Source organism: Qipengyuania sp. SM2512, assembly GCF_054954005.1.
This window is the reverse complement of record NZ_CM143134.1, coordinates 2,113,795-2,129,279: the sequence shown is the minus strand read 5'-3', so window position 1 is coordinate 2,129,279 and position 15,485 is coordinate 2,113,795. Positions and strand designations below refer to the sequence as shown.

The 15,485-nt window shown below is 61.8% G+C and carries 23 protein-coding genes; 6 read left to right on the top strand and 17 right to left on the bottom strand.

What is annotated here, in order from left to right; genetic code table 11:
• Positions 1-8: 8 nt before the first annotated feature.
• From rpsQ to rpsL, 15 genes are all read right to left on the bottom strand, one after another.
• Positions 9-299 (bottom strand): 30S ribosomal protein S17, encoded by a 291-nt coding sequence (rpsQ, locus tag ACQ5J0_RS10725; protein ID WP_462567471.1) that lies wholly within the window; start codon positions 297-299, stop codon positions 9-11.
• A gap of 10 nt (positions 300-309) precedes the next feature.
• On the bottom strand, positions 310-543 hold the full coding sequence (gene rpmC / locus ACQ5J0_RS10720; protein ID WP_462567470.1) for a 50S ribosomal protein L29: 234 nt from the start codon (positions 541-543) through the stop codon (positions 310-312).
• A complete protein-coding gene (gene rplP, locus ACQ5J0_RS10715) occupies positions 543-977 on the bottom strand; it encodes a 50S ribosomal protein L16 (protein ID WP_067608527.1) in 435 nt (144 codons plus the stop codon). The genes rpmC and rplP overlap by 1 nt, the downstream gene beginning before the upstream one ends.
• A gap of 20 nt (positions 978-997) precedes the next feature.
• Positions 998-1,693, bottom strand: coding sequence for a 30S ribosomal protein S3 (gene rpsC / locus ACQ5J0_RS10710; RefSeq protein WP_462567469.1), 696 nt, complete (start codon positions 1,691-1,693; stop codon positions 998-1,000).
• Between the two features lies 1 nt (position 1,694).
• Positions 1,695-2,072: a 50S ribosomal protein L22 gene (rplV, locus tag ACQ5J0_RS10705; RefSeq protein WP_305929860.1), complete on the bottom strand. Its 378-nt coding sequence runs from the start codon at positions 2,070-2,072 to the stop codon at positions 1,695-1,697.
• Entirely contained in the window at positions 2,072-2,347 is a 276-nt protein-coding gene (rpsS, locus tag ACQ5J0_RS10700; protein ID WP_454597135.1) for a 30S ribosomal protein S19, read from the bottom strand. Before rpsS ends, rplV begins: the two co-directional genes overlap by 1 nt.
• Before the next feature lie 6 nt (positions 2,348-2,353).
• Positions 2,354-3,190 carry a 50S ribosomal protein L2 gene (gene rplB / locus ACQ5J0_RS10695; protein ID WP_462567468.1) on the bottom strand — a complete coding sequence of 279 codons (837 nt, stop codon included), beginning with the start codon at positions 3,188-3,190 and terminating at the stop codon, positions 2,354-2,356.
• 14 nt (positions 3,191-3,204) lie between these two features.
• Entirely contained in the window at positions 3,205-3,513 is a 309-nt protein-coding gene (locus ACQ5J0_RS10690; RefSeq protein ID WP_462567467.1) for a 50S ribosomal protein L23, read from the bottom strand.
• Positions 3,506-4,129: a 50S ribosomal protein L4 gene (gene rplD / locus ACQ5J0_RS10685; RefSeq protein WP_462567466.1), complete on the bottom strand. Its 624-nt coding sequence runs from the start codon at positions 4,127-4,129 to the stop codon at positions 3,506-3,508. The genes ACQ5J0_RS10690 and rplD overlap by 8 nt, the downstream gene beginning before the upstream one ends.
• Positions 4,130-4,132: 3 nt before the next feature.
• Positions 4,133-5,020: a 50S ribosomal protein L3 gene (rplC, locus tag ACQ5J0_RS10680; protein WP_462567465.1), complete on the bottom strand. Its 888-nt coding sequence runs from the start codon at positions 5,018-5,020 to the stop codon at positions 4,133-4,135.
• A gap of 323 nt (positions 5,021-5,343) precedes the next feature.
• Complete coding sequence (gene rpsJ / locus ACQ5J0_RS10675; protein ID WP_061924928.1) at positions 5,344-5,655, bottom strand: 30S ribosomal protein S10; 312 nt, start codon at positions 5,653-5,655, stop codon at positions 5,344-5,346.
• A 156-nt stretch (positions 5,656-5,811) separates the two neighbouring features.
• Entirely contained in the window at positions 5,812-7,002 is a 1,191-nt protein-coding gene (gene tuf / locus ACQ5J0_RS10670; protein WP_462567464.1) for an elongation factor Tu, read from the bottom strand.
• Positions 7,003-7,092: 90 nt separating this feature from the next.
• Positions 7,093-9,186, bottom strand: a complete 2,094-nt coding sequence (gene fusA / locus ACQ5J0_RS10665; protein WP_462567463.1) for an elongation factor G — start codon at positions 9,184-9,186, stop codon at positions 7,093-7,095.
• A 148-nt stretch (positions 9,187-9,334) separates the two neighbouring features.
• A complete protein-coding gene (gene rpsG / locus ACQ5J0_RS10660) occupies positions 9,335-9,805 on the bottom strand; it encodes a 30S ribosomal protein S7 (protein WP_462567462.1) in 471 nt (156 codons plus the stop codon).
• A 149-nt stretch (positions 9,806-9,954) separates the two neighbouring features.
• The gene (gene rpsL / locus ACQ5J0_RS10655; RefSeq protein ID WP_324827010.1) at positions 9,955-10,326 is read right to left on the bottom strand and encodes a 30S ribosomal protein S12; all 372 of its coding nucleotides are present in this window, start codon (positions 10,324-10,326) and stop codon (positions 9,955-9,957) included.
• 447 nt (positions 10,327-10,773) lie between these two features.
• On the opposite strand from rpsL, the gene ACQ5J0_RS10650 reads away from it, so the two are divergent.
• From ACQ5J0_RS10650 to ACQ5J0_RS10635, 4 genes are read left to right on the top strand one after another with little or no spacing between them, the layout of a single operon-like run.
• Positions 10,774-10,902: a hypothetical protein gene (locus ACQ5J0_RS10650; protein ID WP_462567461.1), complete on the top strand. Its 129-nt coding sequence runs from the start codon at positions 10,774-10,776 to the stop codon at positions 10,900-10,902.
• Between the two features lie 56 nt (positions 10,903-10,958).
• A complete protein-coding gene (locus tag ACQ5J0_RS10645; protein WP_462567460.1) occupies positions 10,959-11,258 on the top strand; it encodes a hypothetical protein in 300 nt (99 codons plus the stop codon).
• Positions 11,255-12,382, top strand: a complete 1,128-nt coding sequence (locus ACQ5J0_RS10640; protein ID WP_462567459.1) for a HigA family addiction module antitoxin — start codon at positions 11,255-11,257, stop codon at positions 12,380-12,382. The genes ACQ5J0_RS10645 and ACQ5J0_RS10640 overlap by 4 nt, the downstream gene beginning before the upstream one ends.
• A gap of 4 nt (positions 12,383-12,386) precedes the next feature.
• A complete protein-coding gene (locus tag ACQ5J0_RS10635) occupies positions 12,387-12,863 on the top strand; it encodes a hypothetical protein (protein ID WP_462567458.1) in 477 nt (158 codons plus the stop codon).
• Between the two features lie 30 nt (positions 12,864-12,893).
• On the opposite strand, the gene ACQ5J0_RS10630 is transcribed toward ACQ5J0_RS10635, so the two are convergent.
• On the bottom strand, positions 12,894-13,202 hold the full coding sequence (locus tag ACQ5J0_RS10630) for a hypothetical protein (protein ID WP_462567457.1): 309 nt from the start codon (positions 13,200-13,202) through the stop codon (positions 12,894-12,896).
• Between the two features lie 241 nt (positions 13,203-13,443).
• Here ACQ5J0_RS10630 and ACQ5J0_RS10625 point away from each other — a divergent pair, with 241 nt between their 5' ends.
• Together ACQ5J0_RS10625 and ACQ5J0_RS10620 are read left to right on the top strand one after the other, a co-directional pair.
• Positions 13,444-13,593: a hypothetical protein gene (locus ACQ5J0_RS10625; protein WP_462567456.1), complete on the top strand. Its 150-nt coding sequence runs from the start codon at positions 13,444-13,446 to the stop codon at positions 13,591-13,593.
• Positions 13,590-14,360 (top strand): hypothetical protein, encoded by a 771-nt coding sequence (locus ACQ5J0_RS10620; protein WP_462567455.1) that lies wholly within the window; start codon positions 13,590-13,592, stop codon positions 14,358-14,360. The genes ACQ5J0_RS10625 and ACQ5J0_RS10620 overlap by 4 nt, the downstream gene beginning before the upstream one ends.
• Before the next feature lie 181 nt (positions 14,361-14,541).
• Here the strand turns inward: ACQ5J0_RS10620 and ACQ5J0_RS10615 are convergent, their stop codons facing one another.
• Positions 14,542-15,354 (bottom strand): LysR substrate-binding domain-containing protein, encoded by an 813-nt coding sequence (locus ACQ5J0_RS10615; RefSeq protein ID WP_462567454.1) that lies wholly within the window; start codon positions 15,352-15,354, stop codon positions 14,542-14,544.
• Positions 15,355-15,485: the final 131 nt, after the last annotated feature.

Below are 15,485 nucleotides of genomic sequence, written 5' to 3'. Positions count from 1 at the left end.
CTAAAACGTCAGTTACCGGCGGCCTCGGACTCGAGGTTCGCCTCGACCGCCTGAGTGCCGCCCGCGGTTACGCGATCCTTCACAAGCCAGGTCTTGGTCTTCGAAATCGGCTTCGTCTCCTCGATACGGACGACGTCGCCGAGCGTGTATTCATTCGCTTCGTCGTGAGCGTGATACTTCTTCGAACGACGGATGATCTTCCCGTAGAGCGGGTGCTTCACCTTGCGTTCGACCTTCACGGTCACGGTCTTGTCGGTTTTGTCGGAAGTGACGGTCCCGATCAGGATACGTTTGGGCATGGTCTACTCCTCAGGCTTTCGCTTTGGCGTCAGCAGCGGAACGCTTGGAGCGCTCGGTCTGAAGCGTCTTGATCTTCGCGATCGCGCGACGGACTTCGCGGATACGCGCCGGCGCTTCGAGCTGGTTGGTGGCAGCCTGAAACCGCAGGTTGAACTGCTCGCGCTTGAGCGTGGTCAGTTCGTCCGAAAGCTGATCGTCGCTCTTCTGGCGCAGATCGTCGGTCTTGGTCGAATTCTGGGCCATCATTCGCCTCCCAGGTGCGAGGTGTCGCCAAAGCGGGCGATAACCTTCGTCTTGATCGGCAGCTTCATCGCTGCGCGTTCGAAGGCTTCGGCGGCCAGCGGGCCGGCAACGCCGTCGAGTTCGAACAGGATCCGGCCCGGCTTAACGCGGGCGGCCCAATATTCGACCGAACCCTTGCCCTTACCCTGACGCACTTCGGCAGGCTTTTTCGACACGGGCACATCGGGGAACACGCGGATCCACAAGCGTCCCTGACGCTTGATGTGGCGCGTGATCGCACGACGCGCGGCCTCGATCTGGCGCGCGGTGATACGCTCGGGTTCCAGGGCCTTGAGGCCATAGGAGCCGAAGTTGAGGGTGGTGCCACCCTTGGCTTCGCCCTTGATCCGGCCTTTGAAGGCCTTGCGGAACTTGGTTTTTTTCGGTTGCAGCATTTTTTCTACCTATCCTGCAATCAGCGAGCCGGTCGCACGCCGGAGGTCTGCGATTCCATCATCAGACGGTCCTGCGCGGTCGGGTCGTGGCCGAGGATCTCGCCCTTGAAGACCCACACCTTGATGCCGATGATGCCATAGGCGGTCAGCGCCTCGGCTTCGCCGTAATCGATGTTGGCGCGCAGCGTGTGCAGCGGCACACGGCCTTCGCGATACTGTTCGACGCGGGCGATTTCGGCGCCGCCAAGACGGCCGCCGCAGACGATCTTGATGCCTTCGGCACCCAGACGCATGGCGGACTGCATCGCGCGCTTCATCGCACGGCGGAAGGCGATACGGCGGATCAGCTGATCGGCGATGCCCTGAGCGACGAGCTTGGCATCGACTTCCGGCTTGCGGATCTCGACGATGTTGAGCTTGACGTCGCTTGCGGTCATCGAAGCCAGCTTGACGCGCAGCTTCTCGATATCCGCGCCCTTCTTGCCGATGATAACACCGGGGCGGGCAGCGTAGATCGAGATGCGGCACAGCTTGGCCGGACGCTCGATCACCACCTTGGAAATCGCGGCCTGCGGCAGCGAGTTCATGATGAACTTGCGGATCTCGATGTCTTCCTTGAGCAGCTGCGCATAGTTACGCCCTTCGGCGTACCAGCGGCTGTCCCAGGTGCGGTTGATCTGCAGACGCAGACCGATCGGATTGCTCTTCTGGCCCATCTTACGCCTCTTCCTCTTCGCGCACCACTATCCGCAGCTTGCTGAACGGCTTCAGGATGCGGGTGGACTTGCCACGGCCGCGCGTGTGGAAACGCTTCATGGTGATCGACTTGCCCACGGAAGCTTCCGCAACCACCAGCGCATCGACGTCGAGATCGTGATTGTTTTCCGCATTGGCGATCGCCGAAGCGAGCACCTTACTGGCATCACGGGCCATCGCCTTCTTGGAGAAAGCGAGGATGTTCAGCGCCTCTTCGGCCTTCTTGCCGCGGATCAGCTCCGCGACAAGGTTCAGCTTCTGCGCGGAACCACGAATGGTGGTGCCGACCGCGAGAGCCTCGTTGTCGGCCACGCGGCGGGGAGACTTAGCCTTGCCCATCAGCGCTTACCCTTCTTATCCGAGGCATGCCCCGGAAATGTCCGCGTCGGCGAGAATTCGCCGAGCTTGTGGCCGACCATCTCTTCCGAGACGGAGACCGGGATGAACTTGTGGCCATTGTAGACGCTGAACGTCAGACCGACGAACTGCGGCAGGATCGTCGAACGACGCGACCAGGTCTTGATGGGCTTGGAGCCACTGCTGTCCTGCGCGTCTTCGGCCTTTTTCAAAAGGCTGAGTTCGACGAACGGACCTTTCCAGACGGAACGAGCCATTGGTCCTTACCTCTTCTTCTTGGCGTGGCGCGAACGGATGATCATTTTGTCCGTCTGCTTGTTGTTGCGGGTACGGGCGCCCTTGGTGGGCTTGCCCCACGGGGTGACCGGATGACGGCCACCGCTGGTGCGGCCTTCGCCGCCGCCGTGCGGGTGATCGACCGGGTTCTTGGCGACGCCACGGGTCAGCGGGCGACGGCCCTTCCAGCGGGTGCGTCCGGCCTTGCCGAAATTCTGGTTCTGGTTGTCCGGGTTGGACACGGCACCGACGGTGCCCATGCAGTCCGCACGCAGATAACGCTGCTCGCCTGAATTGAGCCTGACGATGACCATGCCGCGATCGCGGCCGACCAGCTGGACATAGGCACCGGCGGAACGGGCGATCTGCCCGCCCTTTTCCGGCTTCATCTCCACATTGTGGCAGATGGTGCCGACCGGCATCTGGCCCAGCAGCATCGCGTTGCCCGGCTTGGTGTCGACGCGTTCGCCGGCAATCACCTTGTCGCCGACGGCAAGCCGCTGCGGCGCAATGATATAGGCCAGTTCATCGTCGGTATACTTGATCAGCGCGATGAAGGCAGTGCGGTTGGGATCGTATTCGATCCGCTCCACGGTGCCCTCGACGTCCCACTTGCGACGTTTGAAGTCGATAAAGCGGTAGCGCTGCTTGTGACCGCCCGCGATACCGCGCGAGGTCACATGACCCTTGTTGTTGCGGCCGCCCGTCTTGTGCTTGCCCTCGGTCAGAGACTTGATCGGGCCGCCCTTGTGGAGCCCCGACTTGTCGACCAGGATCAAGCCACGGCGTGCGGGGCTCGTCGGTTTGTAATTCTTGAGTGCCATTGGTTCCTAGCCCCTCAGATACCGCTCGTGATGTCGATCATTTCACCCTCGGCGAGGGTGACGATCGCCTTCTTCACGTCGGAACGCTTGTAGGGCCTGCCCTTCCAGCGTTTGGTCTTGCCCTTGGTCACGATGGTGTTCACGCCCACGACTTTCTTGTCGTAGATCGCCTGGACCGCTTCTTTGATCTGCGGCTTCGTGGCATCGTTCGCGACCTTGAAGACGACCGCATTGTGCTCGGACGCCATCGTCGACTTTTCGGTGATGTGGGGCGCGAGAATCACGTCGTAGTGACGCGCGTCCACTTCCTGCTTCTTAGCCATTGAACCGGGCCTCCAGCTTTGCAACCGCATCCTTGGTGAGGATCAGCGTGTCGTGCTTCAGGATGTCGTAGACATTGGCGCCGACTGCGGGGAGCATGTTGATCCCCGGCAGGTTGCGCGCAGCCTTCTGGAAGCCGTCGTTGACGGTCTCGCCGTCGATAAACAGGACCTTGCCGCTCCAGCCGTTCTTGTCGAACTGGCCCTTGAGCGCCTTGGTCTTGGCTTCGCTCAGATCGAGGCTGTCGAGGATGATCAGGCCGTCCTTGGCCTTGCTCGACAGCGCCATCTTGAGACCGAGCGCGCGGACCTTCTTGTTGAGCGACTGCTCGAACTCACGCCGACGCGGGCCATGGGCCTTGCCGCCGCCGATGAAGATCGGTGCAGCGCGATCGCCGTGACGGGCGCCGCCGGTGCCCTTCTGGCGGACGAACTTCTTGCCCGTGCGGTTGACATCCGACCGCTCGCGCGCCGCGCGGGCGGTGCCGCGACGGTTCTCGAGCTGCCAGGTGACGACCCGGTGCAGGATGTCGGCACGCGGCTCGACCCCGAACACGGTATCGTCGAGTTCGATATCGCCCGACGCCTTGCCGTCGATATTCTGGACCTTCACCTTCATGGGTCAGCCCTCCTTGTTCTCGCCATCGGCCTTGTCGGCGCTCGGCGTTGTGCTGGTGTGTTCTTCGTCAGCACCCGGCTCGGCATCGGCGCCGGCCTGCTGCTGGTCCATCAGCTTTTCCTGCTGCTCGACCGAAACCTCGGGGTTGACTGCGTGATCGGCGCTGCTTTCGATCAGGCCGGCATCGGCCTCCTCGTGAGCGAACTCGTCCTGATTACGGAACATCACACCGGGGAACGGCAGATCTTCGGAATGCTTGATCTTGACCGAGTCGCGAACCAGCATCCAGCCGTTCTTCGCGCCCGGGACCGAGCCCTTGACGAAGAGCAGGCCGCGTTCGGCGTCGGTACGCACGATTTCGAGGTTCTGCTGGGTGCGCTGACGGTCGCCCATGTGGCCGGCCATCTTCTTGCCCTTGAACACCTTGCCCGGATCCTGGCGCTGACCCGTCGAACCGTGTGAACGGTGCGAGAGCGAGACGCCGTGGGTGGCACGAAGACCGCCGAAGTTCCAACGCTTCATGGCGCCGGCAAAGCCCTTGCCCTGCGTGTGACCGGTGATGTCGACCTTCTGGCCGGCAATGAAATGCTCGGCGGAAATCCGCGCACCGACCGGCAGAAGAGCGTCTTCGCCGTCGACGCGGAATTCGGCGACTTTCATCTTGAGCCCGACTTCGGCCTTGGCGAATGCTTCGCGCTGCGGCTTGTTGACGTTCTTGTGCTTGGCATCGCCGGCACCGAGCTGGACGGCAAAATAGCCGTCACGATCGGCGGTGCGATGCAATGTAACCTGGCAACCTTCCAGCGACAGAACGGTAACCGGCACGTGCCGACCGTCCTCCTGGAAGAGGCGGGTCATCCCGACTTTTTTCGCGATAACGCCTGTGCGCATCGTCAGAACTCCTAAACAGAGGCACCCGGCCCATCCGGGTGCTTGCGAACAACCGGGTTCAACCCCGGAGGTCCAATTCAGCCCATAAATGCGATGCGAGCCCCGTCCGGGCCGAGTGCTCCGTCGGGCCAGGTGGCCGTGGGAGCGAGACGGGGGACGCAGACCCGGATAAATCCGGCGGTATCCCTTATCCGAGTCCCCGCGAAGGCGGGGACCTCAGGCCGCTTGGTGCGACCTGCAAAACTGTTCCGGCCCTTTAACGTCCGACCGGGAGGACCGAGACCCCCGCCTGCGCGGGGGCTGCGCTCATGCAAACCTGCGGTTTACGCGAGCTTGATTTCGACGTTGACGCCGGCAGCGAGATCGAGCTTCATCAGCGCGTCGACCGTCTGGGCGTTCGGCTGCACAATGTCCAGCAGTCGCTTGTAGGTGCGCACCTCGAACTGCTCGCGCGACTTCTTGTCGATGTGCGGGCCGCGGTTCACGGTGAACTTCTCGATACGCGTCGGCATGGGAATGGGGCCACGAATAAGAGCACCCGTACGACGTGCGGTTTCGGCGATTTCGCCAGTTGCCTGGTCGAGAACGCGGTGGTCGAACGCCTTGAGGCGAATGCGGATATTCTGAGCTTCCATTACCTATACCGATGCGAAAGAGCCAAGGAAGCCCGGAGACCTCCAAAAAAAGAGAACCGCCCCACCCAACCGATAAACCGGTGAGGGGCGGCCCTCCTCAAACTTTAAAGCGCGCGCCGGGGGAGACGAATCTCCCGTCGCGACGCGCGCTCTATATTACTTCGTGATGTCGCTGACAACCCCAGAACCGACGGTCCGGCCACCTTCACGGATGGCGAAACGCAGGCCTTCGTCCATGGCGATGGGAGCGATCAGCTTGACGCCGATCGTCACGTTATCCCCAGGCATCACCATCTCGGTGCCCTCGGGAAGTATCACTTCGCCGGTGACGTCGGTGGTGCGGAAGTAGAACTGCGGGCGGTAGTTGGCGAAGAACGGCGTGTGACGGCCGCCCTCGTCCTTCGACAGCACGTAGACCTCGGCGCTGAACTCGGTGTGCGGGTTGACCGAACCGGGCTTGGCCAGAACCTGGCCACGCTCGACATCTTCACGCGCGATACCGCGGATCAGGGCACCGACGTTGTCGCCGGCTTCACCGCGATCGAGCAGCTTGCGGAACATCTCGACACCGGTGACGACCGTCTTGGTCGTATCCTTGATGCCGACGATTTCGCATTCGTCGCCGACGTTCACGATACCGGTCTCGATACGGCCGGTGACGACCGTGCCGCGACCCGAGATCGAGAACACGTCCTCGATCGGCATCAGGAAGGGCTTGTCGACCGGACGCTCGGGCTGCGGGATGTAGGAATCGACCGCTTCCATCAGTGCCTTGATCGACTTCTCGCCGATTTCCTCGTCGCGACCTTCGAGAGCGGCCAGGGCCGAACCCTTGACGATCGGAATGTTGTCGCCGTCGAAATCATAGGCCGAGAGCAGTTCGCGGACTTCGAGTTCGACCAGTTCGAGCAGTTCCTCGTCGTCGACCTGGTCGACCTTGTTGAGGTAGACCACCAGCTGCGGCACGCCGACCTGACGGGCGAGCAGGATGTGCTCGCGGGTCTGGGGCATGGGGCCGTCGGCGGCGTTCACCACCAGGATGGCGCCGTCCATCTGCGCCGCACCGGTGATCATGTTCTTCACATAGTCGGCGTGGCCCGGGCAATCGACGTGCGCGTAGTGGCGCTTCTCGGTTTCATACTCGACGTGCGCCGTCGAGATGGTGATGCCGCGCTCGCGCTCTTCGGGAGCCTTGTCGATGTTCGCGAAATCGACCGCTGCACCGCCGAATGTTTCGGCCATGACCTTGGTGATCGCCGCAGTCAGCGTGGTCTTGCCGTGATCGACGTGACCGATGGTGCCGATGTTGCAATGCGGCTTGTTCCGCTGGAATTTTTCCTTCGCCATTTTACTCTAACCTCTGTTCAAAAATTGAATCTGTGCGGGGAAATGCGGCACCCGCCGAAACAGGCGCCGCCCCTAAACGCTCGCTTGCGGTTAGGCAAGCTTCTCCTTGACGTCCTGCGCAACGCTCGCCGGCACTTCTTCGTAATGAGAGAACTGCATCGAGTAGTTTGCCCGGCCCTGGCTGAACGAACGCAGCTCGTTCACGTAACCGAACATGTTGGCGAGAGGCACCATGGCTTCCACTGCCTGGGCATTGCCGCGCGTGTCGGTGCCCTGGATCTGGCCACGGCGCGAATTGAGATCGCCGATAACGTCGCCAAGATAATCGTCCGGAGTGATGACTTCAACCTTCATCACCGGCTCGAGCAGCTTGATCCCGCCACGTTCGGCGGCTTCGCGCATCGCACCCTTGCCGCAGATCTCGAACGCCACGGTCGAGGAGTCGACATCGTGATAGGCGCCGTCGGTCAGATGGACGGTGAAATCGATGATCGGGAAGCCGATCAGATAGCCGCTTGCAGCCTGCTCGCGGATCCCCTTCTCGAGCGACGGGATATATTCCTTGGGAATATTGCCGCCCTTGATGCTGTCCTCGAACACGATGCCCTGACCGCGCTCACCCGGGGTGAAGGTCGCCTTGGCACGGGCAAACTGGCCCGTACCGCCGGACTGCTTCTTGTGGGTGTAATCGACGTCGATCGTACGTCCGAGCGATTCACGGTAGGCCACCTGCGGCGCGCCGACATTGGCCTCGACCTTGAACTCGCGCTTCATCCGGTCGACCAGGATGTCGAGGTGAAGCTCGCCCATGCCCTTGATGATCGTCTGGCCCGATTCGTGATCGGTCGAGACGCGGAACGAGGGATCCTCGGCAGCCAGGCGATTGAGCGCGACGCCCATCTTTTCCTGGTCGGCCTTGGTCTTGGGTTCCACCGACAGTTCGATGACCGGCTCGGGGAATTCCATCCGCTCGAGAATGATCGGGTTCGCCGTATCGCACAGCGTATCGCCGGTGGTGGTGTCCTTCATCCCGGCGATGGCGACGATGTCGCCCGCGAACGCCTCATCGATGTCCTCGCGGTTGTTCGAGTGCATCAGCAGCATGCGGCCGATCTTTTCCTTCTTGTCCTTCACCGAGTTGAGCACCTGGCCCTTGACCAGCTTGCCCGAATAGATGCGGGTGAAGGTGAGCGAGCCGACGAAGGGATCGTTCATGATCTTGAACGCCAGCGCGCTGAAGGGCGCGTCGTCGGAGGACGCGCGGCTTGCGGGTTCCTCGGTGTCGGGGATGATACCCTCGATCGCGGGAACGTCGGTCGGCGACGGCATGTAGTCCACCACCGCGTCGAGCAGGGGCTGCACGCCCTTGTTCTTGAACGCCGAGCCGCAGACCACGGGAACGAAGGCGCGCGCCAGCGTACCCTTGCGGATCAGCTTCTTGATCGTGGCGACATCGGGGATCTCGCCCTCGAGATAGGCTTCCATCACCGCGTCGTCCTGGTCGACGACCAGCTCGATCAGCGCCTCGCGGTATTCCGCGGCCTTGTCGGCCAGATCCTCGGGGATGTCGACATAGTTGAACTCGGCGCCGAGGCTCTCGTCTTCCCAGACGATGCCGCGGTTGTTGACCAGATCGACGACGCCCTTGAGGCCGCCTTCCATGCCGATCGGCAGGTAGAGCACCAGCGGCACCGCGCCGAGGCGGTCGATGATCGACTGAACGCAATAGTAGAAATCGGCGCCGGTGCGGTCGAGCTTGTTGATGAAGCACATGCGCGGGACGCCGTATTTGTCGGCCTGGCGCCAGACGGTTTCGGACTGGGGTTCCACGCCCGCGACGCCGTCGAAGACCGCGACCGCGCCGTCGAGCACGCGCAAGGACCGCTCGACTTCGATGGTGAAGTCGACGTGCCCGGGGGTGTCGATGATGTTGATGCGGTGCTTGGGGCCCTTGCCGTCTTCGGCCGCCCAGAAGGTGGTCGTCGCGGCCGAGGTGATGGTGATCCCGCGTTCCTGCTCCTGCTCCATCCAGTCCATGGTCGCGGCGCCGTCATGGACTTCGCCGATCTTGTAGGACTTGCCGGTGTAATAGAGGATGCGTTCGGTCGTGGTGGTCTTGCCGGCATCGATGTGCGCCATGATGCCGATGTTGCGGTAACGCTCGAGCGGATACTCGCGGGCCATGTGGAATTCCTCGTTCGTGTAGGGGCCCCGGGACGGGTCGCCCCCCATATGGTGCTTCGTGTGACCTTATGAAGACCGCCCCGCGTCCACCCGTGCCATGCCTGAGCCAAGCACGAAGCGAACGCGGGGGCCGGCCTTCAGGCCTGCACTACCAGCGGTAGTGCGAGAAGGCGCGGTTGGCGTCCGCCATGCGGTGGGCGTCTTCGCGCTTCTTGACCGCGTTGCCGCGGTTGTTGGCGGCATCCATCAGCTCGCCCGAGAGGCGCGCCGACATGGTGGTCTCGGGGCGGCCGCGCGCGGCGGAGATGACCCAGCGCATCGCGAGCGCCTGGGCGCGCTCGGGGCGCACCTCGACCGGCACCTGATAGGTGGCACCGCCGACGCGGCGCGAACGCACCTCGACCTGCGGCTTCACGTTCTCGAGCGCGGTGTGGAACAGCTCGATCGGATTGGCCTTTGCCTTTTCCTCGACCACGGAGAGCGCGGTGTAGACGATCCCCTCGGCCACGGCCTTCTTGCCGTCGAGCATGAGGTTGTTCATGAATTTCGACAGGGTCTGATCCCCGAACTTGGGATCGGGCAGGATGACCCGTTTTTCGGGACGACGACGACGTGACATGTCGCTAAATTCCTTATTCTCTCCCTCGCTGCTCCCCCGCGAAGGCGGGGGTCTCGGGCGGCGAGGCGAATTGCAAACTGCGGCGTTCAGCCTGAGGCACGAGGTCCCCGCCTGCGCGGGGACGCCCCAAACGATCCGCCCCTAGCGGATCATTTGGGCCGCTTGGCCCCGTACTTGGAACGCGACTTCTTGCGATCCTTGACGCCCTGCGTATCGAGCACGCCGCGCAGCACGTGGTAGCGCACGCCGGGAAGATCGCGGACACGCCCGCCGCGGATCAGCACGACGCTGTGCTCCTGCAGGTTGTGGCCCTCGCCGGGGATGTAGGAGATGACCTCGCGCTGGTTGGTCAGGCGAACCTTGGCCACCTTGCGCAGCGCCGAGTTCGGCTTCTTCGGGGTCGTGGTGTAGACACGGGTGCAAACGCCGCGCTTCTGCGGGTTCTGCTCCATCGCAGGGACCTTGGACTTGGCCTTCTGCGGAACGCGGCCCTTGCGGACCAGCTGGTTGATCGTCGGCATAGATTCTTTCTCTTCACCTTCGTTTTCCGGTCATGCGGTAGTGCATGACCGGGGACGCCCCTTCCGGGCGCGAAACCGGTTCCCACTTTCGCTGAAGGGGCTCGGTCCGTGCCAGTCAGGGCTGGCGGCTCGGGCGGGTCGGGGATGGAAGGTCTGGGCTGCCCTGCCCCGCCAAAGCGGAGGCGTTGCTGCGTCTCCGCGAAGGCGGAGACCTCATGCCGCCAGCAAAACGCCAGCGGCCCGAGGCTCCCGCCTCAAGCGGGAGCTCAACTTGGGCGAGCCTGAAACACTCCACCCGCGGCCCGCAAAAGCCACCGGGTTACTTTACCGGCTGCCCCAAAGGGTCCGGAAGGTTTCCGCAGCTCCGGAAGTGTCCGGAGCGCCTCGCCTTCTGGTCCGCCTCAATAGAAAGGAGCCTCGCGCTGGTTGGCGACAAGGCCCCGGGACATGACCGGCAATGTTCAGCTCTATCTGACCAGCCCGCCTGTCGCGCGGACGCGGGGGCATGGCTGGATGGAGGGGCGCTTAGGGGGATTCGGGGTTGGGGTCAAGGTGTGGTGGCGGATGCGCGGCTAAACGCCTTGCGTTAAGGCGCATTGACAGGTGAGCCTCTTAGGATTATCGGCTGTGATATGCGTTGTGTTGTAGAGGACAAACGGGTCGCGGCGGTTGTCGCCAACGGTGAAGCCAAGGCTTCGGGATTGACCGTGGCAGTCATCACGTCGCTTCGGATGAAATTGCGAATCATCTTGGCGGCCCCTGATGTCTCTACGCTTAGCAATTGGAAGAGCCTCCGGTTTCGACAAACCGAGACCGAAGGATTGATTGATATAGATGAGGATTGGACGATGCGGGTCGCTATTTCGTCAGCAGACGGGGAGCTGCAAATGAACATCAAACAGATCGAGAGCCGTGCAGGAGTGGCGGCGTGATACTTGAGAGGATCGACGGTCCGCCGCCTCATCCGGGCGAGTTCATAAAGATGGAGCTGGAAGAGAGAAGCTGGACCCACCGCGATCTGGCTTTTGTGCTCGGCATGTCGGAGCAACAGCTAAGTCCCATCTTGAGCGGTAAGCGTGCTGTGTCGCCTGACATGGCATGCGCCTTGGGCGCTGCATTGGACGTAGCGCCCCAGTTCTTCTTAAACCTCCAATCGGTTTATGTGCTTGAGCATGCAAAGCCACCGGAAGCCGGTGTGGCCGCACGGGGGAAGATTCAAAATGAACTCCCGCTGCGTGAGATGATGAACAGGGGTTGGATCGAGGAGTTAGACCCGGACCTTCTCGAAATACAGGTAGCCGATTTTCTTGAGTTGAGTGCATCGAACGACAATTCCTTTCTTGACGCGTTTGCGGCCAAGAAAACTCATTATGGTGAAATCACCCCGAGCCAACGCGCTTGGGTCGCCTGCGCTCGAAAACTCGCCCGGAAAATTGATGCTCCAAGGTTCGACTTAGGTGCGCTCGAATCCGCCCTTACGAAGCTTAAGCCTCTTCTGATTGAACCGGAGAGCGTCAATGAGGTCCCTGAAATCCTCAGAGTGTGTGGAGTTCGGCTGGTAGTTGTCGAAACTCTGCCTGGAGCGAAAATCGACGGTGCGTGCTTTTGGTTGGACGACGACTCCCCTGTGATCGCGCTATCCACACTTTATGATCGTCTTGATAATTTTTGGTTCGTTCTTCGCCATGAGATCGAGCACATAATCCGTGGTGATGGGAAAAATTCTCCGTTGCTTGACGAAACAGTTGAGCAAAATGAAGACAATGACCTGCCTGATTGTGAGAAAATCGCGAACGCAGAGGCGGCAAACTTCCTAGTGGATGAAGCAAAATTCAATTCTTTCTACCTCAGGAAATACCCTTACTTCTCGGAACGGGATATTCTCGGTTTTGCGAGTGTAAATGGCGTTCATCCCGCCATAGTAGTTGGGCGACTTCAAAACCGCTTGAAGCGCTACAATTTTCTCCGAAAGCATCTGGTTAAAATAAGAAGTACCCTTTTAGGATCTCTCCCATACGATGGATGGGGGAACTCGAGCTTAGTGACGAAGGAGTAATACCTTGAAGTTTGCCGAACAAATGCAGGCGATTTTCGACGAGTATCAACTCGAAGTTGCCAGCGGCCCCGTTAATTTAGACGAAGTAGCCGATTGGGCTCTGCGGACTAGCCGTTTCGTACCTCCACCTAGGAGCATACGAAAGATCTGCCGGGATGCGCTTGCCGAGAGCCTAAGGCAAGAGAAGCGCGTGGACGAAGCAGGCCGCGAGTACCGCGCCAAGCATTCCATCCGCTCTCAAAGCGGCGGGCAGCAATTAAGTCTGTGGGCCGATATCGATTCTGCCCCGCGGGCCTTCATGGTCAAATCGTTCGCACAGAGACGCAAAGGCATTTCCAGCGATTGTTTCCAACTGAAGCAAGATGTCGACCATTACAATGATGTTTCGGAAACTAAGCCGATCCAACTCATCATTGATTTCTCCGACGATGTGGCGGAAATGGAAGCCCAGAGGGAATTCGATCGAAAAAAAGCTGCCTAACCATTCTTGACCATTCGCTCTGTCGCTCAGTTACGCTTCGATTTCGACGAGCTCGCCAGCTCTGTTTCCTTTCATGGAGCAAAACCACTGCTTGCCACTTGAAGACCCTATGATTAAGGAACCCTTTTTTGGATTCAAAAGACCGATAAGTTCATTCTTAAGTTCAGAAAACTTTTGATCAGCTCGCTTCTTTATTACGATAGCGGTCAAATGATTTGGCACCACACTGACGTCGTAATCTAGTGAGCGCAGGTGTGCCACGACCTTATTGATACTATCGAATTTATTTCGATTGAATTCAATTAGATATTGCCGCTCGACATGATTTTCCTTAGTCAAGACTTTGTCCTTATTTTCGGTAATGCAGTCGCATTGGCTATCTAAAACATTACGAATTGCAAGCAGTCTTGTAGTGAATGTGCCACTTCAGGATCGTGCATCGATGGACGGCCTCTCATTCTCGTCATGGAGTGAACCACTAAGAGCGAAGAAAACCATTTTCCTACACGCTTCTATTTTGCTCTCGTCCCTCTAACAGCGCTCGCAACTCGGTGCCCGCGCTTGCCTAGGAGGACGTTCTATGACGCAAGTCCCCACCACCGGGAGTTTGTTTTCCGCAAGCGCATCCGCGCTCGCGATTTCCTCGGCCCTGACGGGCCTGCGGGCGGGCGGTCGCCCTTGCCTCGCCTTCGGCTCGGTTCTCGCGCTTGCCAAGGAGGTTGGATTATGACGCATTACCCCGACGGCCCTTCGGACGCCGACGACGACGCATCGCCCTTCCCTGTCGATCCCGCCTCCGACCCCACCCTTCAGAACGCTTCGCAGACCGTGAACCTGCGGCAGATTCCGCGGCAGGCGACTTCCGCAGTCGCCTTCGTCGGGCCGCTGCCTGCGGATGGCGATCCGCTGCTCTCCTTCACCCCCTATATCCACGCGGCGCCGCGGGCGCGGTCGATCACGCCCGAGGTCCAGCGCGGCTTCATCGCGCATCTCGCCGCCACCGGGGTGGTCAAGCAGGCGGCGCGGCATGTCGGGCGCAGTCTCGAGGCGCTCTACAAGCTGCGCCACCGTCCCGGCGCCGAGGGCTTTTCCGAGGCCTGGGACGCGGCGCTGGAGCGCGGGGTGCGACGGCTCGAGGATGTCGCGCTCGAACGCGCGATGACCGGCACGCGCACCCCGATCGTCTCGGGCGGCGAAATCCTCGGCTGGTGGGACAAGCCCGACAACGCGCTGCTGCGCTTCCTGCTCCAGCACCGGCTGCCCGATCGCTACGGGGTCCATAATCTCAAGCCCGGCCACCCGGTCTACGAAAGCATCCGCGCCGAGGTGCTCGCCCAACTCGCCGCGGAGGAGGAGGACGAGCAGGAGGTGTTCGACCGCATCGACGCCTTCATCGACGACATGAAAGTCCGCCGCGCCGCCAACGCGAAGATCCTCGCGGAGGGAGACTGGGGCGGGGATGCGGGCGCTGGGGAGGAGGAAGAACAACCAGAGTAGCGGCCTGGTCCTAGCCGAACGGTTCGGCCTGGTGGCGGAGCACGGGAGTTTTTTGTTTGCGCAAGCGCATCCGCGCTCGCGATTTCCTCGGCCCTGACGGGCCTGCGGGCGGGCGGTCGCCCTTGCGGACCCTGCGGGTCCGTGCTCCGCCACCAGGCCGTAAGCTGGCTCTGAACTCCCCTCAACCCTTCAGGAAATCCACCAGGTTCTTGACCTTGCGGGTGCGCCATTGCGGGAGCGGGGCGACCAGCCAGTAGGCGCGGCGACCCGGTTCCGGCCCTTCGAGCACTTCGAGCCGCCCGTCCTCAATCGCATCCTTGACCAGCAGTTCGGGGAGCACCGCGCGGCCCAGCCCGGCGAGCGCGCTCGACAGCGCCTGCCCGGCGTTGGAGACCGCGACATGCGGCTCCGCGCCCTCGGGCAGGCCGACGCCCCAGTCGATCCAGCGCTCGGGGGGCTTCCCCTTGCCGGTGGCGGGCCCATCGACCGGTTTCGCGACGGTGACGCGCGCGGCGGGGGCGAGTTCCACGCCCTCGAGCTCGCCCGGCCCGTCGACCAGCCGCACCGCGCAATCGAGGTTCGCCTCGGTGAAATCGGCCAGCTCGTCAGCGACGAAGGAGAACCGCACATCGGGGTATTCGGCGGCGAAGGCGGCGAGCCGCGGGGCGAGCCACTGCGCGTAGAATTCGCGCGGCGCGGCGATGGTGTAGCGGTCGCTCGCCTGCCCCGCCTGCATCGCCTGGACGCTCTCCTCGAACTTGAGGAATCCTTCGCGCAGCGCGTCGAGCCCGGCGCCGCCCTCCTCGGTCAGTTCGAGCCCCTTGCTGGTGCGGCGGAACAGGACGGTGCCGAGGTGATCCTCGAGCGCGCGGATCTGCTGGCCGACCGCGGCGGGGGTGACCGCGAGCTCGTCCGCGGCGCGGGTGAAGCTGAGGTGCCGCGCGGCGGCATCGTAAACGCGCAGGGCGTTGAGGGGCAGATGGGTGCGCTTCATGGTGCGCCCCGTCTAGGCAGAGGTGCCAGTGAGTACAAGCGGGAGCCGGCACAAGCGGGTGTGGGTTCCCGCTCGCCCGCGCCTAGTGTAACCGCTTCGTGACCGCTGTGTTGCCATGCTGGCGCGGCGCG

Coding starts and splice junctions, on each gene's coding strand:
- rpsQ (WP_462567471.1), bottom strand. CDS start 299: ATGCCCAAACGTATCCTGATCGGGACCGTCACTTCCGACAAAACCGAC.
- rpmC (WP_462567470.1), bottom strand. CDS start 543: ATGGCCCAGAATTCGACCAAGACCGACGATCTGCGCCAGAAGAGCGAC.
- rplP (WP_067608527.1), bottom strand. CDS start 977: ATGCTGCAACCGAAAAAAACCAAGTTCCGCAAGGCCTTCAAAGGCCGG.
- rpsC (WP_462567469.1), bottom strand. CDS start 1,693: ATGGGCCAGAAGAGCAATCCGATCGGTCTGCGTCTGCAGATCAACCGC.
- rplV (WP_305929860.1), bottom strand. CDS start 2,072: ATGGGCAAGGCTAAGTCTCCCCGCCGCGTGGCCGACAACGAGGCTCTC.
- rpsS (WP_454597135.1), bottom strand. CDS start 2,347: ATGGCTCGTTCCGTCTGGAAAGGTCCGTTCGTCGAACTCAGCCTTTTG.
- rplB (WP_462567468.1), bottom strand. CDS start 3,190: ATGGCACTCAAGAATTACAAACCGACGAGCCCCGCACGCCGTGGCTTG.
- ACQ5J0_RS10690 (WP_462567467.1), bottom strand. CDS start 3,513: ATGGCTAAGAAGCAGGAAGTGGACGCGCGTCACTACGACGTGATTCTC.
- rplD (WP_462567466.1), bottom strand. CDS start 4,129: ATGAAGGTGAAGGTCCAGAATATCGACGGCAAGGCGTCGGGCGATATC.
- rplC (WP_462567465.1), bottom strand. CDS start 5,020: ATGCGCACAGGCGTTATCGCGAAAAAAGTCGGGATGACCCGCCTCTTC.
- rpsJ (WP_061924928.1), bottom strand. CDS start 5,655: ATGGAAGCTCAGAATATCCGCATTCGCCTCAAGGCGTTCGACCACCGC.
- tuf (WP_462567464.1), bottom strand. CDS start 7,002: ATGGCGAAGGAAAAATTCCAGCGGAACAAGCCGCATTGCAACATCGGC.
- fusA (WP_462567463.1), bottom strand. CDS start 9,186: ATGGCCCGCGAGTATCCGCTCGAGCGTTACCGCAACATCGGCATCATG.
- rpsG (WP_462567462.1), bottom strand. CDS start 9,805: ATGTCACGTCGTCGTCGTCCCGAAAAACGGGTCATCCTGCCCGATCCC.
- rpsL (WP_324827010.1), bottom strand. CDS start 10,326: ATGCCGACGATCAACCAGCTGGTCCGCAAGGGCCGCGTTCCGCAGAAG.
- ACQ5J0_RS10650 (WP_462567461.1), top strand. CDS start 10,774: ATGACCGGCAATGTTCAGCTCTATCTGACCAGCCCGCCTGTCGCGCGG.
- ACQ5J0_RS10645 (WP_462567460.1), top strand. CDS start 10,959: ATGCGTTGTGTTGTAGAGGACAAACGGGTCGCGGCGGTTGTCGCCAAC.
- ACQ5J0_RS10625 (WP_462567456.1), top strand. CDS start 13,444: ATGACGCAAGTCCCCACCACCGGGAGTTTGTTTTCCGCAAGCGCATCC.
- ACQ5J0_RS10620 (WP_462567455.1), top strand. CDS start 13,590: ATGACGCATTACCCCGACGGCCCTTCGGACGCCGACGACGACGCATCG.
- ACQ5J0_RS10615 (WP_462567454.1), bottom strand. CDS start 15,354: ATGAAGCGCACCCATCTGCCCCTCAACGCCCTGCGCGTTTACGATGCC.